We start from the raw sequence: 16,048 nt of genomic DNA, 5'->3' as shown, positions 1-16,048 counted from the left end.
CCCATCCAGCAGGAGCCCGGATGCCCCCTTTAAGAGACCTGATCACCGACCCCGGCCTTGACCTGACGCCGTCGGAGCGCAAAGTCGTTCGCGCCTTGCTCGATCAGTATCCACGCAACGGGCTTGGCCCGATGGCGCGCCTGGCCGAACATGCCGGCGTCAGCGATCCGACCATCGTGAGGCTGGTGAAAAAGCTCGGCTTCGGTGGTTACGCCGAATTCCAGGACGCCCTGCTCAGTGACATGGACCATCGCCTGCGCTCGCCGCGCACTCTGTTGCAGCCGCGCTCGCATCAGAACAAGGACGATGCCTGGAGTCATTATCTGGCTCATAGCCACAACCTGCTGGCCGAAACCCAGGCCCTGACCCAGCCGGAAGATGTGCGAATTCTGGCCGACTGGCTGCTCGACACCCGCCATCAGGTCTACTGCTTCGGCGGACGCTTCAGCAGTTTGATGGCGACTTACCTGCTCAATCATTTGCGTCTGCTGCGCCCCGGTTGCTTTGCGCTGGAAGACAACGCGCAACTGCCGGATCGTCTGTTCGACCTGCAACGTCAGGACGTGGTGCTGGTGTTCGACTATCGCCGCTACCAGACCCAGGCCCTGCGCGTGGCGAGCGCGGCGAAGAACAGCAACGCCCGCGTTGTGCTGTTCACCGACATCTACGCCTCACCGCTGCGCGAGCTGGCCGACATGATCATCAGCGCCCCGGTGGAGTCGGCCTCGCCGTTCGACACCATGGTCCCGGCGCTGGCCCAGGTTGAAGCATTGATTGCTTGCCTGACCCTGCGTAGCCCGGACCTGGCCGATCGCCTGGAAGGCATCGATGCCCTGCGCAACGACTTCGACACCCATTTGCTGGAGGATAAATAAGGATGTTCAGCCTTCCCCATCGCTCGCCACGGGACCTGCCGTTTGTCACCGATCACACCGCCCTGTTGCTGGTGGACATGCAGCGCGCCTGGCTCGAGCCGCAGTTCGACCCGCACCTCGAAGGCCCGGACGCCGCGTATTTCCTCAACCGCACGCGCTCGCAAGTGGTACCCAATCAGGTTCGCCTGCTCAACGCCTTCCGCGAAGCACGGCAGAACGTGCTGCACACCCTGATCGAAAGCCTGACCGCCGATGGCCGTGACCGCTCGCTGGATCACAAACTGTCGGACATGCACCTGCCCAAGGGCAGCCCGCAGGCACAGGTCATCGCCGAACTGACCCCGGCGGAAAACGAGATCGTGCTGCCGAAAACCTCGTCCGGGGTCTTCAACTCGACCAATATCGACTACGTGCTGCGCAATCTGGAAACCCGCCACCTGATCATCGCCGGCATCGTCACCGACCAGTGCGTCGACATGGCCGTGCGCGATGCCGCCGACCGTGGCTACCTCGTCACTCTGGTGGCGGACGCCTGCGCGACCTACACCGAAGCACGCCACGACGCCTGTCTGAACGCAATCAAGGGTTACTGCTGGATCACCGACACCGACACCGTGCTCGGCCGGTTGCAGGAGATGCAGTCATGAGCGAACGCCTGTCGCCGTTGCCGATGACCACCATCGTCACCACCGACCTGATCGGCGTCACCCGTGGCCGTTCGTTTCCCACCGATGAGCTGGAGCATTATCAGGCCGCCGGTTGCGGCTGGGTACCAGCCAACAGTGCGCTGACGCCGCAGGACATCATCGCCTCGACCAGCCCGTGGGGCGCTTATGGTGATCTGCGGCTGATTCCCGATCTGGCCAGCCGCGTCACCGTCGGCAACGGCCCGGACGCCACAGCACCTGCGCTGGATTTCATTCACGGCGATATCCGCGAAACCGATGGCCGGCCGTGGGCCACCTGCCCGCGCACCCTGTTGCGCAACGAGGTCGAGCGCTACCGCGATGAGCTCGGCTTGCAGGTCAACGCCGCGTTCGAACACGAATTCAATCTGCACGCCGGGTTTGCCGAACATCTGGCGTTCTCGCTCGAAGCCCAGCGCCAGGGCGCCGAATTCGGTGGCTGGCTGCTCAGCGCGTTGCGCGCCGGGGGCGTTGAGCCGGAAATGTTCCTGCCCGAATACGGCAAGCACCAATACGAAATCACCTGCCGCCCTACCCTTGGCGTGGCGGCGGCGGATCGCGCGGTCAACGTGCGCGAGATTACCCGCGAAATCGCCCGGCAGATGGGTCTGGATCTGAGCTTCGCGCCGAAGACCGCCGCCGACGCGGTGTGCAACGGCGTACACCTGCACGTCAGCCTGCTCGATCTGGCCGGTCAGCCGATGTTCTACGACGCAGGCACCAGCAATGGCCTGTCGACCCTCGGCCAGCACTGGGCGGCGGGTGTGCTGCATTACTTACCGGCGCTGTGCGCATTCACTGCACCGACGCCGGTGTCGTATGAACGCTTGCAGCCGCACCACTGGAGCGCTTCCTACGCTTGCCTCGGCCAGCAGAATCGCGAAGCGGCGCTGCGGATCTGCCCGACCGTGAGCCTGGGGAACAAACCCGTGGCGAAGCAATACAACCTTGAGTTCCGCGCCATGGACGCCACCGCCTCGCCGCATCTGGCAATGGCCGCGCTGCTGATCGCCGGACGCCTGGGGATCGAGCAACGTCTGGCGCTGAACGCGATCACCGATGAAATCCCCGATTCACTCAACGACGAACAACGCAAGGCCCGGGGCATCGTTGCCCTGCCCGCCTCCCTGGCCCAGGCACTGGATTGCCTGCGTCGCAGTGAAGCGCTGGTCGAAGCGCTGCCAAGCGCGTTGCTCGAGACTTTTTTCGCCCTTAAAACCGAGGAACTGGCGCTGACGGAACAGCTCTCGCCCGCTGATCTTTGTGAGCACTATGCACGCCTGTACTGAATCCGCCGAGCTTGGGTTGTACACCCGACCGGTCTACAACCTGAGCCGTGAAGATTCGACGCACCCGCTGATTCTGGTGTGCGAACACGCCAGCCGCTACATACCCGAGGCCCTGAATAATCTGGGCCTGGATGACACGGCCGCGCGCGAACACATCGCCTGGGACATCGGTGCCCTGGCGCTGGCCGAGCAACTGTCGGAGCAACTGGGCGCCACGCTGTTGAGCGCCAACTATTCGCGCCTGCTGATAGACCTCAATCGCCCCCGGCATGCGCCCGACAGCATCCCGGCGCAGAGCGAGATCTATCAGGTGCCGGGCAACCGCGAGCTTGACGAGGCCACCCGCGAATACCGTCGCCAGTGCCTGTTCAAACCGTTTCACACACGGTTGCAACAACTGATCGATGCACGTCTGGCCGAAGGTCGGCCGGTACGGGTGGTAGGGATTCACAGTTTCACCCCGGTGTACTACGGCCAGCCGCGCGAGCTGGAGGTCGGCGTGCTGTTCGGTCAGGCCCGGGCCTATGCCCAACGGATGCTCGACGGTCTGGAACGACACCCGCTGAAAGTCGCCGGCAACCAGCCGTACAGGATTGACCCACTGGGCGACATGACCGTGCCGGTACACGGCGATGCCCGGGGCCTGGAGTCGGTGTTGATCGAAGTGCGCAACGATCTGCTGCGCAGCCCGGAAGCGGTGACTCGCTGGGCGAATTATCTGGCTCCATTGCTGTAAGGATTGTTGTAACCACTGCTGACGCTGTAAACGACGGACCGATATAACAACTAAAACGACCGATTGGCTGACAAGGAGTTGCGCTTCATGGAAATAGAAGAGTTCGGCTACAAACAGGAGTTGAAACGTAGCCTGACACTGACCGATCTGGTGGTGTACGGGATGATCTTCATGATCCCCATCGCCCCGTTCGGCGTGTATGGCTACGTCAACGCCGAGGCACCGGGGATGGTGCCTCTGGCGTACATCATCGGCATGGTGGCGATGGTCTTCACCGCGCTGAGTTACGGCAGCATGGCCCGGGCCTTTCCGATTGCCGGATCGGTGTATTCCTACGCGCAACGGGGCCTGAATCAACACGTCGGTTTCATCGCCGGCTGGCTGATGCTGCTCGACTATCTGCTGATTCCGCCGCTGCTTTACGTCTACGCGGCGATGGCGCTCAACCATTTGTACCCGGACATTCCGAAAGTCGGCTTCATTCTGGCGTTCCTGGTCAGCGCGACCTTCGTCAACCTGCGCGGCATCACCTTTACCGCTCGCATGAACATTGTGTTCCTGCTGGCGCAACTCGTGGTGCTGGGCATTTTCCTGTTCTATGCCTGGAATGCCCTGCACAACGGTGGCGGCAACGGCCAGTTGACCCTCGCGCCGCTGTATCACCCGGAAACCTTCAACTTCGCCCTGCTGATGCAAGCGGTGTCGATTGCGGTGCTGTCGTTCCTCGGTTTCGATGCGATTTCCACCCTTGCCGAAGAGATCAAGGGCGATCCGGGCCGCAGTGTCGGCAAAGCGGCGCTGATCACGCTGGTGGTGATGGGGGTGATTTTCGTCGCACAAACCTGGATCGCTACCGATCTGGCAGCCGGCATGGGCTTCAAGTCCGCTGACACCGCGTTCTATGAAATCGCCGAAATCGCTGCCGGCAGCTGGCTGGCGACCCTGACCGGTGTCGCTACCGCTTTGGCCTGGGGCGTGGCGGTGGCGATCACTTCGCAAGCGGCGGTCTCGCGCCTGCTGTTCGGCATGGCCCGCGACGGCAAGCTGCCGAAAGTGCTGGCCAAGGTCCACCCGAAACACAACACGCCGTACCTGAGCATTTATCTGGTGGCCGTGCTGTCGCTGGTGATCTGCTACCTGTTCATCAATTCGGTGGACACCCTGACTTCGCTGGTCAACTTCGGCGCCCTGAGCGGCTTCATGCTGCTGCACCTGACCGTGATCAATTACTACTGGCGCCGGCAGAAATCCGGCCAGGTGATCCGTCACCTGATCTGCCCGGTGATCGGCTTCATCATCGTCGCGGCCATCATGTACAACATGGGCGTCGATGCACAGAAACTCGGCCTGATCTGGATCGCACTGGGTCTGGTGTACCTGTTCTTCCTGAACAAGCTCGGCGCCAGTACCGCGCTGCCTGACCCGAGCAATGGCTGACAAGAAAAAGAGCGGCGTCTGACAACAAATCAGGCGACCGCCGCTTTAACGCGTGGAAACCGACAGTGATAGTCAGGTTCGGCGAATGGGCCGAACCTTTTGATACAGGAGTGCATCCATGCTGGTCTTACGCCCAGTCGAGCCAAACGACCTGCCTCAATTGCAACAATTGGCGCGCGACAGCCTGGTGGGCGTCACGTCCCTGCCGGACGATAGCGAACGTCTTAGCGAAAAAATCGCCGCGTCCTGTGCCTCGTTCGACAGCGATGCGGCGGCTCAGGGCCCGGAGAATTACTTCTTCGTGCTGGAGGACATCGACAGCCATCGACTGGTCGGCTGCTCGGAAATCCTCGCCACCGCAGGTTTCAACGAGCCGTTTTACAGCCTGCGCAACCGCCACTTCACCAGCGCCTCGCGGGAGCTGAACATCGAGCACGGCGTGCCGGCGCTGTCGCTGTGTCACGACCTCAGCGGGCATACGCTGCTGCGCGGTTTTCACATCGATGAAGCGCTGGTGCGCACGCCGTTTTCCGAATTGCTGTCGCGGGCACGCCTGCTGTTCATCGCCGCCCACGCGCCGCGATTTGCCGAAGCGGTGATCACCGAAATCGTCGGCTACAGCGACGAGCAAGGCCATTCACCGTTCTGGGATGCGCTGGGCAAACATTTCTTCGACCTGCCCTACGTCGAAGCCGAGCGCCTGTGCGGCTTGCAGAGCCGTACGTTTCTCGCCGAACTGATGCCGCAATACCCGATCTACGTGCCGATGCTGCCGCAAGCCGCGCAGGACTGCATCGGCCGCATCCACCCGGACGGTCAGGAAGCCTTCGACATCCTCGAGCGCGAGGGTTTTGAAACCAACAGCTACATCGATCTGTTCGATGCCGGCCCGACCTTGTATGCACGCACCGCCAACATCCGTTCGATCGCGCAGAGCCAGACAGTCACGGTTCAGGAGGAACCCCTGATCGATGCTCGCGGTCGCTATCTGGTGAGCAACGATGCTCTGCATGGCTTTCGGGCGGTGGTCGCCGAGCTGGATTTCCAGCCCGGTCAGCCCCTGGCGCTCGATCCGGCCCTGTGCGCGGCGCTCAACGTCCGCGCTGGCGGCACGATCCGGTTGATCGCCCTGTGAACCGCGCCCCTACCCAACGACAGTGCCCGAGCTGGCGCGCAAAAGGAGTTGCAGCATGATTGTCCGTCCGGTCCAAGTCAGCGACCTGCCAGCGTTGATGACGCTGGTGCAACAGGCCGGGCCGGGGTTCACCACCCTGCCCGCCAACGAAGATCGCCTGGCCCACCGGGTACGCTGGGCGCAACGGGCGTTCGCCGAACAGGTCGAGCGGGCCGATGCCGATTACCTGTTCGTGCTTGAAGACGACGAGCAGCGCGTGGTCGGCGTCAGCGCTCTGGCCGGGGCCGTCGGCCTGCGTGAGCCTTGGTACAACTATCGGGTCGGGCTGACCGTCAGCTCGGCGCCGGACCTGGGCATTCAGCGGCAGATCCCGACGCTGTTCCTCAACAACGAACTGACCGGCCAATCGGAGCTGTGCTCGCTGTTCCTGCGCCACGACCAGCGCCATGGCAGCAATGGACGCTTGCTGTCGCTGGGGCGTTTGCTGTTTGTTGCCGAATTCCCGCACCTGTTCGGCGAAAAGATGATCGCCGAACTGCGAGGCAGTGCCGACGAGCAAGGCTGCTCGCCGTTCTGGGACAGTCTGGGCCGGCACTTCTTCCAGATGGACTTCAGCCACGCCGACCACCTGTCCGGTCTCGGCAATAAAGCCTTCATCGCCGAACTGATGCCGCGTCAGCCACTGTATACCTGCCTACTCACCGAACAGGCTCAGGCCGTTATCGGCCAGGCCCACCCCAACACCGAACCGGCATTGAAAATCCTTCAGTCCGAGGGCTTCGCCCACAAAGGCTACATCGACATCTTCGACGGCGGCCCGGTGATCGAGGCGCCGATCCGTAGCATCCGCACCGTGCGCGACAGCCTGGAACTGACCCTGAGCATCGGCACGCCGGACGATCAGGCGCCGCTGTGGTTGATCCACAACCGCCGCCTGGAAAACTGCCGCATCACCGTCGCGCCGGGACGCCGGGTTGGCAGCAGTCTGGTGATCGACCGCCTCACCGCAAAACGCCTGCAATTGCAGCCGGGCAACTCAGTGCGGGCGGTGCCGCTGCCCAATCAACAGCAGCAGGCGGTGGCGGCCTGAGCGCCCATACCTGCTGCGAAAGAGCCTGAACAGGATTTTCCTGGTTAACTTCCTCGTTAATTCGTCATGATCCTTGACCCATTGGCGTGATAGCCTTTTCACCTTCGGCGTTGACACCTTTGCTCAAGCCTTTCCATTCCTTTGTATTGGTGGAACTCGTATGACCAGGCTTTCTCATCAAGATTTGCGCCGTAACTTCCGTCAGCTGCTGGCTTCCGACACCTGCTATCACACCGCCTCGGTGTTCGATCCGATGTCCGCCCGCATCGCCGCTGACCTGGGTTTTGAAGTAGGGATTCTCGGCGGCTCGGTCGCCTCGTTGCAGGTGCTGGGTGCCCCGGACTTTGCCCTGATCACCCTCAGCGAATTCGCTGAGCAGGCCACCCGTATCGGCCGAGTCGCCCAATTGCCGGTGATCGCCGACGCCGACCACGGCTACGGCAACGCGCTCAACGTGATGCGCACCATCGTCGAACTGGAACGCGCCGGCGTCGCCGCGCTGACCATCGAAGACACCCTGCTGCCGGCACAATTCGGCCGCAAATCCACCGACCTGATCACCGTCGCCGAAGGCGTCGGCAAGATCCGCGCGGCACTGGAAGCCCGGGTCGATTCGGAGATGGCAATCATCGCCCGGACCAACGCCGGCATCCTGCCGAACCAGGAAATCATCAGCCGCACCAAGCAGTATCAAGCTGCTGGCGCTGACGGTATCTGCATGGTCGGGATCCAGGACTTCGATCAGCTCGAGCAGATCGCCGAACACCTGACCGTCCCGCTGATGCTGGTCACCTACGGCAACCCGGCACTGCGCGACGACAAACGCCTGGCCGAACTGGGTGTACGCGTAACCATCGACGGCCACGGTGCCTACTTCGCGGCGATCAAGGCGACCTACGACAGCCTGCGCGAACAACGCCAGATCTTCACCCAGGCCTCCGACCTGAGCGCCACCGAACTGACCCACACCTACACCCAGCCTGAGGAATACATCCTCTGGGCCAAGGAATACATGAGCGTCAAAGAGTAACCCCGCACCACGCTACAAAGAGGCAGAGCGGCCCGACGCCATCACGAGTCCACTCGCATGGCGCCCGCCGCGAAACCGCTAGACCGCCGTTTTGAAGCCCTCCTCCCGCTGTAATGCCCGCGTCTGAATCACGTTCAGAATGGCGCAGCCCTCTCGCATCAGCAGATGCACCGCGCTGGTAATCCGCGTCAGATCACAATCGGAAATGCCCTTCAGGTCGAGACTGGAAAACGTGTCCGCCAGATCGCGCACGACCACAAAACGGTGCATCGCACACGCGGCCATGTCGCTGAGTTCTTTTTGGGTATTGATGAAGAGCACCGGGGATTCGGCGTCGTAGGTGTCGATGGGGAGGTAGCGGGGGATTACTTGATCCGACATTGGTGTAACTCCTGTAATTAGGGCTATCACCATTCGCGGCCAAACGAAGAGGGTGGCAGCCGTACGCGGGTTGGCCGACCGGATACAGGAACCGGCACACCCGAAGGTGTCCCACGCACAGCCGCCAAAACACAACAACTTCAGGCAAAAATCGCTGAATATGTTGGACAACTGTACGTTCCTGTATCGACCGGCCAAGGTCGTTCGCGGAGTTTTCCGCGAGCCCGAACTATAGGGGTCGATACTGAAACGCGGCAACAGGGTACGTTGTAGGAAAGGTCTTGGAAAGTTGTGCGCCGCTCACACTTTCCTCATTTCCCACAAAAGCCCCCTCACCCTAGCCCTCTCCCGGAGGGAGAGGGAACCGATTGGGGGATGCTCAGGATATTCATCGACCTGGATGCACTTCACCGAATCCATAATCGACTCGGTGTTTCAGGTCGATGTATAGCGCAAGACACCTCGGTCAGCTCCCTCTCCCTCCGGGCGGTCCGACGTTTCGGGAGGGCTGGGGTGAGGGAGAAATCTGCCTGACACCCCGCCAACTCCGCTACTCCACCGACCGGCTCACCGCCCCTTCGCCAACTCCATAATCATCCGCGACAACAGATAAATCCGCGGCGCCACGCTCTCCACCTCCGCGTATTCCTCCGGCGTATGAATGTTGCCGCCGACAATCCCGAACCCGTCCAGCGTCGGCGTCCCAACCCCGGCCGACAAACTGGCATCCGCCGCCCCGCCGCTGCCTTCTTCGGTCAACTTGCGGCCAATCTCACCGTAAATCCCCTGGGCCATCGCCATCAATCGATCCGACTCCGCCGTCTGCGGCATCGGTGGCAAGCCGCGCTGCAATGAAGTCTTTACTTCGGTATCGGGAATCAATTTGTCCTGCGACACCCGCGCCAGATCCTTCTCGATCCGGTCGAATTCTTCCGGCACCGCCGCCCGCACATCAGCCTTGGCTGTGGCCTGATCCGGGATCACGTTGGTGCGGTCGCCGGCCTTGAGCACGGTGAAGTTGATGGTGGTTTTCTTGGCTTCGTCGCCGAGCTTGCCCAGTTGCAGGATCTGGTGCGCCGCTTCCATCGCCGCGTTGCGCCCCAATTCCGGCGCGACGCCGGCGTGGGCGGCCTTGCCCTTGACCTCGACCAGTGCGGTGGCGCTGCCCTTGCGCCACACCACCAGTCCATCCGCCGGACGGCCCGGTTCAAGATTGAGGGTCACGTCGTGAAGCTTGGCGGTTTTCTTGATCAGGTCGGTGGCGACGTCCGAGCCGGTTTCTTCGCTGGCATCGAGCAGGAAGGTGATTTGCGCGTAGTCCTTGAAGTCGAGGTTCTTCAGGATCTTCAGCGCGTAGATGCCGGCGACAATCCCGCCCTTGTCGTCCATCACCCCCGGCCCGTAGGCGCGGCCGTCCTTGATGTGGAACGGTCGCTCGGCGGCGGAGCCTTCCTTGAACACCGTGTCCATGTGCGCCATCAGCAGGATTTTCGCCTTGCCGGTGCCTTTGAGCGTGGCGAGCACGTGGTTGGTTTTTTCCGGTGTGTTGGGTACCAGTTCTATGGTCGCGCCGAGCTTTTTCAGCTCTTCGATGGCGATTTCGCTGACTTGCTTGAGCCCCGGTTCATAGCCGGAACCGGAATCGATATTGACCAGCCGTTCGAGCAATTTCAGGGCTTCGGGCTTGTATTGCTCGGCATCGGCCAGCACTTGTTTGTGCGGTTCGGCGAAGGCGCCAGCGGTGGCGAAAGACAGGGTCAGGCCGAGACCGGCGGCCAGCAGGGAACGAGGGAATTTGAACGTCATGAATCAATCCTTGTTTCGTGTCGGGTACTGAACCGTACCTGACATCGCGCCAAGGCTCTATCCCGGATGCGACACTCGATCCGTTCAAACCGAATCGAATACCTCGCGTCGAGGTTTGTTATCGCTGCAGCAAATCACCCGGTTACGCCCGCCGGCCTTGGCTTCGTACAGCGCCTGATCGGCGTCATCCAGCCAACGCGTCGCGTCGCCGTGAGCCGGGTCAAGCGCCGCCAGACCAATGCTCAGGCTGACTTTCAGCGCCGGGTTCTGTTCGTACACCAGAAAGGAAAAACGCTCACGCAACGCTTCCATCGCCTGCGCCGCATTGAACAGCGGCAAGTCCGGCAGGATCACGCAAAACTCGTCGCCGCCGTAGCGCCCCGCCACATCGGCCATACGCAGGTTCTGCTTGAGCATCTTGCTCAGCTGACGCAGGACGATATCGCCCGCCACATGCCCGTAGGTGTCGTTGATTGCCTTGAAGTGATCGATGTCGATCAGCGCAATCGCAGCGCCTGTCTGCTGGCGTTTGCAGCGTTCGAATTCGATTTCCAGTTGATCCTTCCAGGCGCCGTGATTGAGCAGACCGGTGAGGCTGTCGGTGCGGCTCAGGGCCAGAAGTTCACGTTTATGCAAGCCAAGGGTGTAGGCCTGGCGAAAGCAGATCCAGCCCAGCGCCAGCGGATACAGCGTCAACAACGGCAGACAGGCATAAAGCTGTGCCGGTGTGGTTATCGGGACGAACGCCGGGGCAAATACCACCAGCCCGACACCGACACCAAGCAACTGCGCCGCCGCCCCGGCCAGCAGAAAACGCACACCGCCGATGGCGACGTTGTTCATCGCCATCATCGAAATGGTCGTGGCACTGGGCAAGGGATTGAAGTGCATGGCGGCGACCCAGAAGCCACCGAGGAAGGCGTCGATCAACAGGTTGCGGTGTTCGGCGTGGTACGGAACCTTCGCCCGGCGGGCCCATTGATAAGCAAGGTGCGGCCAGACCAGGCCGTTGAACAGCATCAGCGCCCAGACCCAGGCCGGCGGGTCGAGCGGGTACATCGCGACGCTCACGCACAAAAGCCCCAGGACCAGCCCGAGGGTTCGCGATGTGTAGAGCCTCCTGGCCAGTGAAAGTCCCTTTCCTCCCGTTCTTCCCATAAGGGCCTCGACCACTCGACGGTACTGCGCAGACCGCAGACCCGATGTGCTGGGAGTCTATCAGGGCAACGTTAAATAGCCATCACCGGCCAGCGGGCCGAATACCTCGTCATCAGCACCACACGGCGGGCAAATGATTGGCTATACATGAAAGGAAGAAAATGGAAAAAAGACTCTAAGAAGGAGGCCCATGCAGACCTATCAAGTGTTGATCATCGGCAGCGGTTTTGGCGGCCAGTGCGCGGCGGTCAATCTGCTCAAGGCCGGTATCGACGACTTTCGCTTGCTGGAACGCCGGGACTTTTTCGGCGGCACCTGGTGCCAGAACACCTACCCCGGCGCAGCGGTGGATGTGCCGTCGCCGCTGTATTCGCTGTCGTTTGCGCCTTACCGCTGGACCCAGATGTTCGCCGAACAGGCTGAACTGCATCGCTACACCGACCATGTAATCGAACGCTTCGGCCTGCGTGACCGGGTGGAACTGCAGGCCAACGTCGAGCGCGTCGAATGGGACGACACCGAAAAGCGCTGGGCCGTACACACCGGCACCAAAGGCATTTTTTATGCGCAGTTCCTGATCAATGCCACCGGGCCGTTGAGCCAACCGGTTATCCCACACTTCCCCGGTCAGGATCGCTTTCAGGGCAAGACCTTTCATACAAATAATTGGGATCACAGCTACGACTATCACGGTAAACGAGTAGCGATTGTCGGCAGCGGCGCCAGTGCGGCTCAGGTGATTCCGGCGATTGCGCCGAAGGTCGCCCGATTGCACGTGTTTCAGCGCACCGCGCACTGGGTGCTGCCCCGGGCCGACCGTACGTTCGGTCGGTTCCAGCGCTGGCTGCTGGGTCTGAAACCCGCCTACAAACTGCTGCGCTGGATGATCTACTGGCAATTCGAAACCCGGGTCATCGCCTTCAAATACTCGAAACCGGCGATTCACATGGTGCAGCGCCAAGCCCTGAAGTTTCTCAAACGCCAGGTGACTGACCCCGAGTTGCGGAAAAAACTGACACCGGACTTCACCATCGGCTGCAAACGGGTGCTGCTCTCCAGCACCTATTACCCGGCGCTGACCCGGCCCAACGTCACGTTGCACAGCCGCGAACAGGGCATCGCCAGCCTCGATGAAACCGGCATCGTCACCACGGACGGTCAGCACATCAACGTCGATCTGATCGTCTGGTCGACCGGTTACGACGCCACCGACGGCGTGATTTCCTACCCGGTCAGCGGAAAAAACGCCGTGCAACTGCGCGATGTGTGGGCGCAATACCCGCGCGCCTACCTCGGCACCAGCCTGCCAGACTTTCCCAATCTGTTTATCGTCACCGGGCCGAACACCGGCATCGGCCACACCTCGGCGCTGTTCATCATCGAATCGCAGATGAACTACATCCTCGACTGCATCCGCACCTTGCAGGCCAAAGGTCTGCGCAGCATCGAAGTTCGCCCCGAAGCAGAACGTACCTACACTCAGATGATTCACCGGGAAATGGAACGCACGGTCTGGAAAACCGGCGGCTGCCACAGTTGGTATCAAAGCAGGAGCGGTCACGTGATCGCGATGTTCCCCGGCTTCAGTTTCAGCTACCACCGGTTGACCCGGGCGCTGAAACCGGCCGACCACATTCTGTCTTGAACAAGGAAGACCCACGATGCTTTTGCTGTTTGTCGCCCTCGCGGTTTTCGTGGCCTGGAGCTGGTTGAGTTACCCGGCGGTCGGCCACTGGCTCTACGATCTGAGCGCGGCCCTGGAGGCCAAGCTGTACCGGCTGCACAAGATCGAAGTGCCGATTGCCGAAATGACCGTGTCGACCTGGCAAGGCGGGCCTTATGAAGCGTCGAGCAGCATCTTGATGCTGCACGGCTACAGCGCCGAAAAGAACCTGTGGCTGCGCTTTGCCCGGCATTTTGTCGGGCAGTATCGGGTGATCATCCCGGATCTGGCCGGCCACGGCGAAACCGGCTTCAAGGCCGGCGGTGGCTACGACATTCCGGTGCAGGCCAAGCGCATGATCCAGTTGCTCGACGTCTGCGGCGTCGAGAAAGTCCATGTGATCGGCAACTCCATGGGCGGCTACATCGCCGCGTGGCTGGCGGCGACCTACCCCGACCGCATCGCATCGGTGGCGCTGATCGACCCGGCCGGCGTCACTGCGCCCGAGGCCAGCGACATGGAGCGCCACCTGGCCCGTGGGCACAATCCGTTCCTGATCAATTCCCGGGAAGAATTCCGACGTTTCTATGCGATGACCATGGCCTCGCCACCGTGGGTGCCCGGTCTGGTACTGGATGCGATCGCCCAGCGCTACGAACAATGCCGCGACGAACTGGAAGAGATTTTCCGGGACTTTCGCGCCAGCCCGCCGATGGAGCCGAAACTGCCGGACATCAAATGCCCGGCGCTGTTGCTCTGGGGCCGCAAGGACCGGTTGATCGACGTCAGCAGTGTGCCGGTGTGGAGCAAAGGCATCAGCAATTTGCGGGTCGATGTCTGGGACGGCGTCGGCCATATGCCGATGGTCGAGCAACCGTCGAACACGGCACGTCTGTATCGCGAGTTTCTGGGGGAGCATTCGCGTCAGGACAAGTAAACGGTCAGTCGTTGGCAGAATGAAGTCCGTAGGATTCTTCGTTTGCCCGCGTCAGCGAAGGCTGCGATCTTTTCCAACACCTTTTACGTGACCGTGCCAGGATTTTTTTTCATGACCGTGCAGCCTTTCGTCAGCCCCGACCTGATCCGCCAACGCTTCTCAAAAGCGATGTCCGACATGTACCGCGAAGAAGTGCCGCTGTACGGCGCGTTGATGGAACTGGTGGAACAGACCAACCGCGACGTGCTGGCACGCGAGCCGCAAATCGCCAGTCAACTGCACAGCACTGGCGAAATCGAACGGCTGGACATGGAGCGCCACGGCGCAATCCGCGTCGGCACCGCCGCTGAACTGGCCACCCTCGCCCGCTTGTTCGCAGTGATGGGCATGCAACCGGTGGGCTATTACGATCTGACCCCTGCCGGGGTGCCGGTGCATTCCACGGCGTTTCGCGCGGTGCATGAAGATGCGCTGCAGGTCAGTCCGTTCCGGGTGTTCACTTCGTTGCTGCGACTGGAATTGATTGAAGACCCCGAGCAGCGGGCCTTTGCGCAATCGGTGCTGGATAAGCGTTCGATCTTTACGCCATCGGCGCTAAGGCTGATCGAACAGGCTGAATCTGCTGGCGGCCTGAATGAGTCCGAGGCCGGGGAATTTGTCCTGCAAGCGCTGGAGACTTTTCGCTGGCACCACAGCGCCACCGTCACCGCCGCGCAATACCAGACGCTCAGCGCCCAGCATCGCCTGATCGCCGATGTCGTCGCGTTCAAGGGCCCGCACATCAACCACCTGACCCCGCGCACGCTGGACATCGACATCGTCCAGGCGCAGATGCCGCTGCACGGCATCACGCCCAAAGCGGTGATCGAAGGCCCGCCGCGTCGGCAGCATCCGATCCTGTTGCGTCAGACCAGTTTCAAGGCGCTGGACGAGCCGATCGCCTTCACCGACCAGACGCAAACCCGCGGCAGCCACAGCGCCCGCTTCGGCGAAATCGAACAACGTGGCGCCGCGCTGACCCCCAAGGGCCGTGCGTTGTACGACCGACTGCTGAACGCGGCGCGCGATGAACTCGGCGATTTCCCCAACGAAGCCAATGCCTCACGCTACAACGCCCTTATGACCCAGCATTTCAGCGAATTCCCTGACAGCCTCGAGGGCATGCGCGAGCAGGAACTGGCGTATTTCCGTTATTTCCTGACAGACAAAGGACTGGCGGCGGGTCATCCCGCTGACGTTTCGCTGCAAGCATTGTTGCACGACGGCTATGTGAAAGCCGAACCGCTGGTGTACGAAGATTTCCTGCCGGTGAGTGCAGCGGGGATTTTTCAGTCGAACTTGGGGGACGCGGCGCAGGCGCACTATGGCGAGCATTCCAACCGACAGGCTTTCGAACTCGCCCTCGGGCGTTCGACCATTGATGAATTGGGGTTGTATGCCGAGACGCAACAACGCTCGATTGAAGACTGCCTGGCGGTGTTGAATCGATAACGCGGCGATTAGCCATACTGCGCAAGAAGTTGCGCAGTTCCCCGTAATAAAACCCCTATAAAACCTTTGAAACCCTTGTGCCACGTGCCCTTCAGCCAAGTGCGCAAGAAGTTGCGCAGTACTGCGCAACTTCTTGCGCACTTTTTGCCTGGATCCCCGCCCCTTTTCGCTAAAACCAAGGTCGCTCAGCGCCAACTCATTGGTTTATAAGGCTTCGAAAATCTTGGCACGCTCTTTGATAACAGTCAGCCACCCACCGGGCGATTTCGCCTCCCGGGCACCCTAACTTTATCCGCAAGGAGCACCTCCCATGGCAACACCAGCGTACATGTCG

Annotated in this window: 14 protein-coding genes; 11 read left to right on the top strand and 3 right to left on the bottom strand. The window is 61.4% G+C overall.

Annotated elements, in window-relative coordinates; all coding sequences use genetic code 11:
• The first annotated feature begins 20 nt into the window (after positions 1–20).
• The 8 genes from CAF74_RS26030 (at position 21) to CAF74_RS25995 (ending at position 8,278) form a co-directional block, all read left to right on the top strand.
• The gene (locus CAF74_RS26030) at positions 21–875 is read left to right on the top strand and encodes a MurR/RpiR family transcriptional regulator (protein WP_011333500.1); all 855 of its coding nucleotides are present in this window, start codon (positions 21–23) and stop codon (positions 873–875) included.
• A gap of 2 nt (positions 876–877) precedes the next feature.
• A complete protein-coding gene (locus CAF74_RS26025) occupies positions 878–1,522 on the top strand; it encodes an isochorismatase family cysteine hydrolase (protein WP_085748234.1) in 645 nt (214 codons plus the stop codon).
• The gene (locus tag CAF74_RS26020) at positions 1,519–2,850 is read left to right on the top strand and encodes a glutamine synthetase family protein (RefSeq protein WP_085748233.1); all 1,332 of its coding nucleotides are present in this window, start codon (positions 1,519–1,521) and stop codon (positions 2,848–2,850) included. The genes CAF74_RS26025 and CAF74_RS26020 overlap by 4 nt, the downstream gene beginning before the upstream one ends.
• Positions 2,834–3,586 (top strand): N-formylglutamate amidohydrolase, encoded by a 753-nt coding sequence (locus CAF74_RS26015; protein ID WP_085748232.1) that lies wholly within the window; start codon positions 2,834–2,836, stop codon positions 3,584–3,586. The genes CAF74_RS26020 and CAF74_RS26015 overlap by 17 nt, the downstream gene beginning before the upstream one ends.
• Positions 3,587–3,673: 87 nt before the next feature.
• Complete coding sequence (locus tag CAF74_RS26010) at positions 3,674–5,023, top strand: APC family permease (protein WP_011333496.1); 1,350 nt, start codon at positions 3,674–3,676, stop codon at positions 5,021–5,023.
• A gap of 118 nt (positions 5,024–5,141) precedes the next feature.
• Entirely contained in the window at positions 5,142–6,158 is a 1,017-nt protein-coding gene (locus CAF74_RS26005; RefSeq protein WP_085748231.1) for an arginine N-succinyltransferase, read from the top strand.
• 55 nt (positions 6,159–6,213) lie between these two features.
• A complete protein-coding gene (gene astA / locus CAF74_RS26000; RefSeq protein ID WP_007956239.1) occupies positions 6,214–7,248 on the top strand; it encodes an arginine N-succinyltransferase in 1,035 nt (344 codons plus the stop codon).
• Between the two features lie 160 nt (positions 7,249–7,408).
• On the top strand, positions 7,409–8,278 hold the full coding sequence (locus CAF74_RS25995) for an oxaloacetate decarboxylase (protein WP_007956238.1): 870 nt from the start codon (positions 7,409–7,411) through the stop codon (positions 8,276–8,278).
• A 78-nt stretch (positions 8,279–8,356) separates the two neighbouring features.
• Here CAF74_RS25995 and CAF74_RS25990 read toward each other — a convergent pair whose 3' ends face one another.
• The 3 genes from CAF74_RS25990 to CAF74_RS25980 all read right to left on the bottom strand — a co-directional run bounded on the left by CAF74_RS25990 (position 8,357) and on the right by CAF74_RS25980 (position 11,623).
• Positions 8,357–8,659: a hypothetical protein gene (locus CAF74_RS25990; RefSeq protein ID WP_085748230.1), complete on the bottom strand. Its 303-nt coding sequence runs from the start codon at positions 8,657–8,659 to the stop codon at positions 8,357–8,359.
• A 567-nt stretch (positions 8,660–9,226) separates the two neighbouring features.
• Positions 9,227–10,465, bottom strand: coding sequence for a M20/M25/M40 family metallo-hydrolase (locus tag CAF74_RS25985; RefSeq protein ID WP_085748229.1), 1,239 nt, complete (start codon positions 10,463–10,465; stop codon positions 9,227–9,229).
• Between the two features lie 84 nt (positions 10,466–10,549).
• The gene (locus CAF74_RS25980) at positions 10,550–11,623 is read right to left on the bottom strand and encodes a diguanylate cyclase (RefSeq protein ID WP_085748228.1); all 1,074 of its coding nucleotides are present in this window, start codon (positions 11,621–11,623) and stop codon (positions 10,550–10,552) included.
• A 190-nt stretch (positions 11,624–11,813) separates the two neighbouring features.
• Here CAF74_RS25980 and CAF74_RS25975 point away from each other — a divergent pair, with 190 nt between their 5' ends.
• The 3 genes from CAF74_RS25975 to CAF74_RS25965 all read left to right on the top strand — a co-directional run bounded on the left by CAF74_RS25975 (position 11,814) and on the right by CAF74_RS25965 (position 15,714).
• Complete coding sequence (locus CAF74_RS25975; RefSeq protein ID WP_085748227.1) at positions 11,814–13,268, top strand: NAD(P)/FAD-dependent oxidoreductase; 1,455 nt, start codon at positions 11,814–11,816, stop codon at positions 13,266–13,268.
• A gap of 16 nt (positions 13,269–13,284) precedes the next feature.
• Entirely contained in the window at positions 13,285–14,223 is a 939-nt protein-coding gene (locus CAF74_RS25970; protein WP_085748226.1) for an alpha/beta fold hydrolase, read from the top strand.
• A gap of 111 nt (positions 14,224–14,334) precedes the next feature.
• Positions 14,335–15,714: a VOC family protein gene (locus tag CAF74_RS25965; protein ID WP_085748225.1), complete on the top strand. Its 1,380-nt coding sequence runs from the start codon at positions 14,335–14,337 to the stop codon at positions 15,712–15,714.
• The last annotated feature ends 334 nt before the right edge of the window (positions 15,715–16,048 follow it).

Origin of the sequence: Pseudomonas sp. R45(2017) (assembly GCF_002112305.1) — a bacterium.
GTDB lineage: Bacteria > Pseudomonadota > Gammaproteobacteria > Pseudomonadales > Pseudomonadaceae > Aquipseudomonas > Aquipseudomonas paraglycinae.
The sequence above is the reverse complement of the archived record's forward strand: the minus strand, read 5'-3'. Positions and strand labels throughout refer to the sequence as shown.

Bases quoted from the DNA above. Each gene is read 5' to 3' on its own strand.
- CAF74_RS26030 (WP_011333500.1), top strand. From the start codon at position 21: ATGCCCCCTTTAAGAGACCTGATCACCGACCCCGGCCTTGACCTGACG.
- CAF74_RS26025 (WP_085748234.1), top strand. From the start codon at position 878: ATGTTCAGCCTTCCCCATCGCTCGCCACGGGACCTGCCGTTTGTCACC.
- CAF74_RS26020 (WP_085748233.1), top strand. From the start codon at position 1,519: ATGAGCGAACGCCTGTCGCCGTTGCCGATGACCACCATCGTCACCACC.
- CAF74_RS26015 (WP_085748232.1), top strand. From the start codon at position 2,834: ATGCACGCCTGTACTGAATCCGCCGAGCTTGGGTTGTACACCCGACCG.
- CAF74_RS26010 (WP_011333496.1), top strand. From the start codon at position 3,674: ATGGAAATAGAAGAGTTCGGCTACAAACAGGAGTTGAAACGTAGCCTG.
- CAF74_RS26005 (WP_085748231.1), top strand. From the start codon at position 5,142: ATGCTGGTCTTACGCCCAGTCGAGCCAAACGACCTGCCTCAATTGCAA.
- astA (WP_007956239.1), top strand. From the start codon at position 6,214: ATGATTGTCCGTCCGGTCCAAGTCAGCGACCTGCCAGCGTTGATGACG.
- CAF74_RS25995 (WP_007956238.1), top strand. From the start codon at position 7,409: ATGACCAGGCTTTCTCATCAAGATTTGCGCCGTAACTTCCGTCAGCTG.
- CAF74_RS25990 (WP_085748230.1), bottom strand. From the start codon at position 8,659: ATGTCGGATCAAGTAATCCCCCGCTACCTCCCCATCGACACCTACGAC.
- CAF74_RS25985 (WP_085748229.1), bottom strand. From the start codon at position 10,465: ATGACGTTCAAATTCCCTCGTTCCCTGCTGGCCGCCGGTCTCGGCCTG.
- CAF74_RS25980 (WP_085748228.1), bottom strand. From the start codon at position 11,623: ATGGGAAGAACGGGAGGAAAGGGACTTTCACTGGCCAGGAGGCTCTAC.
- CAF74_RS25975 (WP_085748227.1), top strand. From the start codon at position 11,814: ATGCAGACCTATCAAGTGTTGATCATCGGCAGCGGTTTTGGCGGCCAG.
- CAF74_RS25970 (WP_085748226.1), top strand. From the start codon at position 13,285: ATGCTTTTGCTGTTTGTCGCCCTCGCGGTTTTCGTGGCCTGGAGCTGG.
- CAF74_RS25965 (WP_085748225.1), top strand. From the start codon at position 14,335: ATGACCGTGCAGCCTTTCGTCAGCCCCGACCTGATCCGCCAACGCTTC.